Raw genomic sequence first — 7,902 nt, 5'->3', positions numbered from 1 at the left:
GTAGGGTTTGCAGACACTGTTAACGAATACGAACCGTTGAAATCGTCAATGTTCCCTGGTGCCATCATCATGTAAGAAGTTACTGTTGGCGCTACAAATAACGGATGATCAGCTGCTGCTGCAGGAGTTGTTAAGGTATTTCCCATTGGGTCAATAGCATTTCTTTCTGTCGTATTTGACCAATAAGGAGATGTATGATTTGGCAACCCATTCGATTCTATTTCTACATTTGTACCGTTGAGCATAATTGTTACATTGTCGGTGTCAAATTCGCTGAACGCGGCATGCAAACTCACGGTATCATCATCGCTGCCGCCAGTTGTGGGTGTTGAAGTCGTTGTGGTATCATCATCACTACTTCCGCAAGCTATTATTAATAGTAGGGAAGCTACTCCTAGAAGTGTGATTATAAATGGTTTTCTGTTCATTTTATATAAGTATTAATTAGGTTCTATTTTATTTTAGATGCATTCTTTTAAAAAAACTTGTGGCCTTTTTTATTTTTTTAGATTCTTTTAAAGTTGTTCTCGAACTAACAACCAAAAACGAACAACAAACAACTAAAATGCAATTACTGTCTTCCGCCGCGTTGTCCTCTTTGTCCGCCACGCTGTCCGCCTTGACGTCCTTTCGGTTTTGGAGCGTTTTCTAGTTCTTTCTTTGAGATGAATCCGTCGTCATCTGTATCTACTTTTGCAAAATCGCGTTGCAATGGACCTTTGACTTCTTTTTTGCTCAATTTTCCATCGCCATTGGCGTCCATTTGTTCCATAATTTGTGCTGTACTTGGACGTTCTCTGTCATTTCTTCTTCCGTTTCTTCCAGGAAAACCGTTTGATCCGCCACGCATTCCGCCACCAACTTTGAAACTTTTATTTGGTGTTCCGACAAAAAATCGTGGTAAGGATGGGAAACTGTCTGTTATGACATAATAATAGGTTCCATTTGGGAATTCGGGAGTTTTTCCGAAACGACCATTGGCTTCATCCAAATCGCCATGTCCTTCTATGTATTCAAAATCGCGTGCGTAGGTTCCATCATACGCGCCGTTTGGTGCAGAAATTCCATCACCAGGGCGGTTTCCTACTTTTAGCTTGTAGCTAGAAGTCAATTCGGTTATCTGCGTACTTTCTGCGGAAGCGTACCCATATTTGTAATACATAGGAAAACCATCTGCTGCCCAACCGATTAAAAACATGCTATTCTCTTTGGCTTGTTGTATAATTCCCCACGGAGTTCCATGATAGTGATATTCGCCAGTTGGTTGTACGTGCGCATTGTTACAATCGTCTCCCAAATCGACATTTGTACTCAGTGCTTCTTTAGCCCAAGCCATGTTCATTTGGCGTGTATTTGGGTTTATGAAAAACTCCATTGCCGTAGGTTCCATTTTTACACCATTGATGGCAACTCCAAAAACATATTCGGGTCTTCCTTGCCCTAACATTCCATCACTGTAAACAGAAGTTAGTTTTTTATTCTTTTTTGGTCTGAGTGGAACTTTATAGGTTTTGTTTTGAGGAGAGATTTTATTCGGATTTCCTGCATTTGGAAAAGCGCCTGTTGCATGTTGTGGAATTGCGTTTGATTTGATAACGCGGTACTTTCCTTGTTTGGTAATAGCAACTTCGCTTTTATACTTTACCATTTCTGTACATTCGTAGCCATCTGTTACTGAAAAGGTGTTTGTAGTTGTTTCTTGTGCGAATGTTACCAACGCAAAGAGTAGAAAAATAGGTGTGATTTTATACTGCATACTAAAAGAGTTTCATCTTGTTTTTTTAGTTAGATGTGTTATTTTAGAAAAACTTGTGCGGAATTTTTATTTTTTTGGTTTTCCTTTTCCGCGTCTGCCGTGTTTCTTTAGCGCATCTTGCACCAATGTGTTGAAACGCGTACGTTGTTCGTCAGTACATATTTTTTGAACTTCTTTGAAATGATAGAATGTTTTTAAGTCCTTTTGTTGCTCTTTTTCACCAATTTGACGCGTAATATCGTTTACTTTAGCTTCATTAGTGGTTGTTTCAGAAATTTCGTCAAATAACTGATCTTTTAATTCCTTGATTTCGCGAGAAATTGCCATCATAGCTTCGTGATGTGCATCATTCATTTCGCTGAAACTTTTCATTTGTGTTGCATCAAACTGTAATTCTTTGGCAATAAATTTTCCCGGATTTCCGCCTCTTGGTGGTTTATCTCCAAAGATTTTGAACATAAAAAAGCCATTCATCACTACAAGAAAAACCAATAAAATGTATAATAAAGTATTTTTTTTCATCGTTGCCTGCTTGTTTAATTTAATAAGGATGCTTTTGAATCTTCGCCCAATTCATACATCGTTGCAAAATCTGAGATATTGGTATCGTATTCAGTTTTTGTCATTTGATAAACTCCAAAAACATTAATAATCAACACACAAACCAAAGTTACCAATTGTATTTTTGGGGTAAACCAACTGAAACCAGCACTTACTGTTTCTTCTTTTTCTGAGAATAAACGTTGCATTGTTTTATCTTTAAAAAAAGGAGAAACGCTCACTTCATCGATCGTATTTAAAACGTCGAAAGTAGCTTCAATTTTTTGATTAATATCTTTTGGTCTCTTCATAACTCTGTATTAGATGCTAACTTTTTAAAAAACTTGCGCTAGTTTTCATTTTTATAAAAATTTGCTAATATTTTCTGTAAATTTTTCTTGGCGCGAAACATCAAGGATTCTACAGATGAAACACTTTTCTCTGTAATTTCGCCAACTTCCTTATAACTTAGGCCATCAATTTTATGCAAAGTAAACACTATACGTTGCACTTCTGGCAATTGATGAATGGCTTTGTATATGGTTTCGCTTTTTTCTTTGTTTTCTAATAAAATTCCTGGATGATTCATTTCTGTAAAATAACGTGTCTTGTCTAGCGGAATTTCATTCCCAAAGATGGATTGCATGAAAGCAAAACGTTTTTTGGTGTTTTTCTTCCGGATGAATTCTAAAGATTTGTTTGTAGAAATTCGATACATCCAAGTAGATAATTTCGAATTTCCTTTAAATTTATGAATCGATCGAAATACCTCTACAAATACTTCCTGCGCTACATCTTCTGCATCTTCCTTATTGGGTACAAAAGACAAACAGGTATGAAAAACGCGCTGCTCATATTCTTCTAAAAGACGACTGTAAGCTGCGCGTTTTCCTGCTTGTAAATCTGCTATAAAAGTAGTTTCGTCCAATGAATTTATTTGAATATATAAATAAACTAAAAAATATAAACATAAAACAATACCTTTGCGCTTTAATTTGAATTACATGCGATTACACAGAAATTTAGTTTTTTCCGTTATTGATGGATTAAACTTAATATTTAATGAAGGAGCTTATGCTGATAAAGTAGTTGAAAAGTTACTGAAACGAGACGCCCGTTGGGGAAGTCGCGATCGTAAGTTTGTTGCCGAAACTACTTATGAAATTGTACGTTGGAAGCGTTTATACGCAGAAGTAGCGGACATTAAAGAGAATTATTCTCGCGAAAACTTATGGCGTATTTTTGCCGTTTGGGCAACCTTAAGAGGTATTGAATTACCCGATTGGAATCAGCTTGTTGGTACGCCAACTCGTAGAATAAAAGGTCGTTTTGACGAAGTTTCTAAAGTCAGAAAAATTAAAGAATCAATTCCAGATTGGTTGGATGAATTAGGTGTTGCAGAATTGGGTGAAGACGTTTGGACGAAAGAAATAAACGCCTTAAACAAACAAGCAGATGTAATTCTTAGAGCAAATACCTTACGCACTACAAAATTAAAACTAAAAGATTTGTTGGCTACTTTTGACCATGAAACGGAAGAAGTGAAAGGACATCCTGTAGCATTACGCTTAAAAGAACGTGCAAATATTTTTAGAAACGAAGCGTTTAAAAATGGTTTTTTTGAAGTACAAGATGCAAATTCGCAATTGGTTTCTGAGTTTTTAGATGTAAAACCAGGAATGAAAGTGGTTGATGCGTGCGCTGGTGCTGGTGGAAAGTCGTTGCATTTAGCGGCTTTGATGGAAAATAAAGGCAACTTAATTTCTTTAGATATTTACGAAGGAAAACTGCGCGAACTAAAGCGTAGAGCACGAAGAAATGGTGCACATAATATTGAAACTCGCGTAATTACTTCCACGAAAGTGATTAAAAAGTTATATGACAAAGCCGATCGTGTATTGATTGATGCACCTTGTTCTGGATTAGGCGTATTGCGAAGAAATCCGGATGCGAAGTGGAAAATTCAACCTGAATTTTTAGATAAAATTAAAGATACACAACAAGATATTTTACAAAGGTATTCGCGCATGGTAAAACCAGGCGGAAAGTTAGTCTATGCTACTTGTTCTATATTACCTTCTGAAAATCAAGAACAAGTAGAAAAATTTCTAGCTTCAAATGAAGACTTTACACTTGTAGAAGACAAAAAACTATTGGCATCAGAATCTGGTTTTGATGGTTTTTATATGGCTTTGCTAGAACGAAAATAGAACCCTAAATTTATTTCAATATATTATTATAATGAAGAAAACTTTACTTTTTTTAATCGGATTGATATCATTTTCAGCTGTTGCACAACAAACGTATTATGATGATGTAAATCTAACTTTGACAGGAATACAGTTGCGTGATGCATTGGCAACTAAAGTGATTAACACACACTCAAATTCATTATCATACTCTGAAATTTGGGATGCTATTATGATTACGGACATAGATCCAAACAATACCAACAATGTAACATTGTTGTACGGTTGGGAAAACGGAACCGATGGCGACGTTACAAATGATTTATACAGAAACAGTAATGATAACGGAGGAAATGTAGGTGACTGGAATAGAGAGCATACATTTGCAAATTCATTGGCTAGTCCGGATTTAGATGCGAATACTACAAACGGACCTCCATATAGTGATGCACACAATTTACGTCCTACTGATGTACAACGTAATGGGCAACGCGGAAGCCGTTTATTTTCTGCTGGCTCAGGGAATTCTGGAACTGTAGGTGCTTTTTGGTATCCTGGTGATTCCAGTCTTGGTGGACCAGATTGGCGTGGTGATGTTGCACGAATTGTCATGTACATGTATCTTCGTTATGGCAATCAATGTGCGCCAAATTTAGTTTCGAATGGAACTACAAATAGTGTCGATTCAAACATGATCAACTTGTTATTAGATTGGAATGCTGCCGATCCTGTTTCTCCACTTGAAGATGCACGTAATACATACCACGAAGATATTTTTAACGCAACTGCACAAGGAAATCGTAATCCATTTATTGACAATCCACGTTTGGCAACACAAATTTGGGGCGGAACTCCTGCGGAAGACCGTTGGGGAATTTTTGGAACCGATACAGAAGATCCAACCGTACCAATGAATGTAATGGTAAGCAACGAAACAAGCAATAGTATTACTGTTTCTTGGACAGCTTCTACAGATAATATTGGTGTTACTGGATATGATGTATATGTAGATGGAATGTTTGAACAAACTGCATCAGGAACAACTTCAACAGTAAGTGGTTTATCAGCTACTACAACCTATACTTTTACAGTAGCTGCAAAAGATGCTGCTGGAAATGCTTCTGCACAATCTACTGGAGTTGACGGAACTACTTTAGCTAGCGGTGGCGGTGGCGGAAATGGTTCTTTTTTATATCTCTCGGAATATATGGAAGGAAGTGGATTTAATAAAGCACTTGAAATTGCGAATTACACAGGCGCAACTGTTGATTTAAATGAAGCTGGAAATGTATATACTCTAAAAATAAGTACAAACGGAAGTGCTACATGGAATTCAACCTATACTTTTCCAATGGGCGCTATGATTACTGACGGAGACGTTTATGTAATTGGAAATACTGGTTTGGCTGTTTGTACAGGTGTTGTAGATGATTCAAACGATGCTATTACTGGTTTCAATGGAAACGATGTGATCGGATTGTTTAAAAACGATGTTTTGATTGACATTTTAGGAACACTTGGAGATGGCACTACGTATGCAAGTAATACCACTTTGGTAAGAAAGCCTAGTATTAGCACTCCAAATACAACTTATACTGCAAGTGAGTGGGATACTTCTGCTTCTAACACTTGTGATAACTTAGGAATGCACACACAAACGTTAAGTGTAGCAAACTTTGAAGTAAATTCTTTTCAAGTTTATCCAAACCCAACAAATGGAAATAGTGTATACATCAACACAAAAAATAATACTGAAATCACAAATTTTTGCGTGTTTGATATCACAGGAAAGCAAGTGATCAATCATCCGAATCCATCAAACGAAATTAACGTGAAAGGATTACAACAAGGAATGTATATTTTACAGTTACAAATTGGCAATCAAATAATTACTAAGAAATTAATTCGTCAATAAACAATAAGAACACACTATAACAAAAAAGCTCCAAAATGTAACATTTGGAGCTTTTGTATATTACATAATTATGCCAGTAATAATGTAATTGACTATAAAAGTACTAACTATTTTTCAATTCTAAAAATAATACTAAAAATCATCACACAATTCACTTATTGCCAATTCCATTGCTTTGGTTGCGTGAATCGTAGTTGTATCAAAAACAGGAATCGAAACATCTTTTTGCTGAATTAACAACGGAATTTCAGTACAACCCAAAATAACACCTTCTGCTCCTTCATTTTGTAAACGTTCAATAATAGTTATATACGCTTCTCGCGAACTTTCTTTCAGTGTTCCTTTAGACAGTTCCTCATAAATCACCCGATTCACTTCTGCGCGTTCTTCCGCATTCGGAATCAAGGTTTCTATGCCGAACGAAGTCAATACATCTTTATAAAAATCCATTTCCATCGTGTACTTTGTGCCTAACAAAACGATCTTTTTCAATTCCTTTGCCACAATTTTTTCCGCAGTTGCTTCTGCAATATGAATCACCGGAATCGATACACTTTTACGAACCGCTTCAATAGTTAAATGCATGGTATTTGCACAAATCAAAATAGAAGTTGCGCCTGCTTTTTCCAAATTTTTTCCTGCTTCCGACATTATATCGTTCAACAAATCCCAACGTCCGTCATGTTGCAACTGCTGAATCTCTCCAAAATCAACCGAAAAAATAATACACTTTGCCGCATGCGGTTCACCTTTGTGTTTTGCTGCCAAATCATTCAAGATTTGATAATATAAAATGGTAGACTGACTCGTTATGCCACCAATAAGTCCAATAATTTGCATGATTGTAAATTTATAAGTCTAAAATTAGGGATTTATTCGCTTTGCATCTACATTTGTTACACAAATTATGATTTGCACATGACAACCTTACTCATCAACATCAAACAACTTGTACAAGTACGCGAAACAAATATTTCTAAAGTTTCTGGAGCCGACATGAAAACGCTTCCCAAGCTCGAAAACGCCTATCTATACATTGTTGATGATATCATTTCCGATTTTGGCATCATGGCAGATATTCAAATCGCTTCCGCAGATCGTATCATAGACTGCACCAATAAAGTGGTACTACCAACTTGGAGTGATAGTCACACACACTTAGTCTACGCGGGAAACCGTGCGCAAGAATTCGTAGACAGAATCAATGGTTTAAGCTATGAAGAAATTGCCAATCGTGGTGGCGGAATTCTAAATTCAGCAAAAAAACTACAAGAAACTTCCGAAGATGAACTCTTTGCGCAATCGGCAAAACGTTTGGAAGAAGTAATGCACATGGGAACTGGCGCCATTGAAATCAAATCGGGTTATGGACTTACAGTTGAAGCCGAACTCAAAATGTTACGTGTAGCAAAACGTTTAAAAGAAGTATACAATTTCCCAATAAAAACCACCTTTTTAGGCGCACACGCAATTCCTGCAAACTACAAAGGAAACCAAGATGG

The 7,902-nt window shown here is 36.5% G+C and carries 7 protein-coding genes and 2 pseudogenes; 3 read left to right on the top strand and 6 right to left on the bottom strand.

All coding sequences use genetic code 11. The features are described from left to right. From AB8B65_RS20165 to AB8B65_RS20145, 5 genes and pseudogenes are all read right to left on the bottom strand, one after another. Positions 1-428, bottom strand: a pseudogene (locus AB8B65_RS20165) (YHYH protein); the annotation flags it as partial. 143 nt (positions 429-571) lie between these two features. Further along, positions 572-1,756 (bottom strand): YHYH protein, encoded by a 1,185-nt coding sequence (locus tag AB8B65_RS20160; RefSeq protein ID WP_405303085.1) that lies wholly within the window; start codon positions 1,754-1,756, stop codon positions 572-574. 66 nt (positions 1,757-1,822) lie between these two features. Further along, positions 1,823-2,278, bottom strand: coding sequence for a Spy/CpxP family protein refolding chaperone (locus AB8B65_RS20155; protein ID WP_405303084.1), 456 nt, complete (start codon positions 2,276-2,278; stop codon positions 1,823-1,825). Positions 2,279-2,292: 14 nt separating this feature from the next. Further along, positions 2,293-2,607: a hypothetical protein gene (locus AB8B65_RS20150; protein WP_405303083.1), complete on the bottom strand. Its 315-nt coding sequence runs from the start codon at positions 2,605-2,607 to the stop codon at positions 2,293-2,295. Positions 2,608-2,645: 38 nt separating this feature from the next. Next, complete coding sequence (locus AB8B65_RS20145; RefSeq protein WP_405303082.1) at positions 2,646-3,224, bottom strand: RNA polymerase sigma factor; 579 nt, start codon at positions 3,222-3,224, stop codon at positions 2,646-2,648. A 76-nt stretch (positions 3,225-3,300) separates the two neighbouring features. Here AB8B65_RS20145 and AB8B65_RS20140 point away from each other — a divergent pair, with 76 nt between their 5' ends. Further along, on the top strand, positions 3,301-4,506 hold the full coding sequence (locus tag AB8B65_RS20140) for an RsmB/NOP family class I SAM-dependent RNA methyltransferase (RefSeq protein WP_405303081.1): 1,206 nt from the start codon (positions 3,301-3,303) through the stop codon (positions 4,504-4,506). A gap of 31 nt (positions 4,507-4,537) precedes the next feature. Then, positions 4,538-6,400 carry an endonuclease gene (locus AB8B65_RS20135; RefSeq protein WP_405303080.1) on the top strand — a complete coding sequence of 621 codons (1,863 nt, stop codon included), beginning with the start codon at positions 4,538-4,540 and terminating at the stop codon, positions 6,398-6,400. A gap of 132 nt (positions 6,401-6,532) precedes the next feature. On the opposite strand, the gene AB8B65_RS20130 is transcribed toward AB8B65_RS20135, so the two are convergent. Continuing rightward, positions 6,533-7,240 carry an aspartate/glutamate racemase family protein gene (locus AB8B65_RS20130; RefSeq protein ID WP_405303079.1) on the bottom strand — a complete coding sequence of 236 codons (708 nt, stop codon included), beginning with the start codon at positions 7,238-7,240 and terminating at the stop codon, positions 6,533-6,535. Between the two features lie 78 nt (positions 7,241-7,318). Here AB8B65_RS20130 and AB8B65_RS20125 point away from each other — a divergent pair. Continuing rightward, positions 7,319-7,902, top strand: a pseudogene (locus AB8B65_RS20125) (imidazolonepropionase); the annotation flags it as partial.

Origin of the sequence: Kordia sp. (assembly GCF_045105435.1) — a bacterium.
GTDB lineage: Bacteria > Bacteroidota > Bacteroidia > Flavobacteriales > Flavobacteriaceae > Kordia.
Note: the sequence above shows the minus strand (reverse complement) of the source record. Positions and strands in the feature narration are given on the sequence as shown.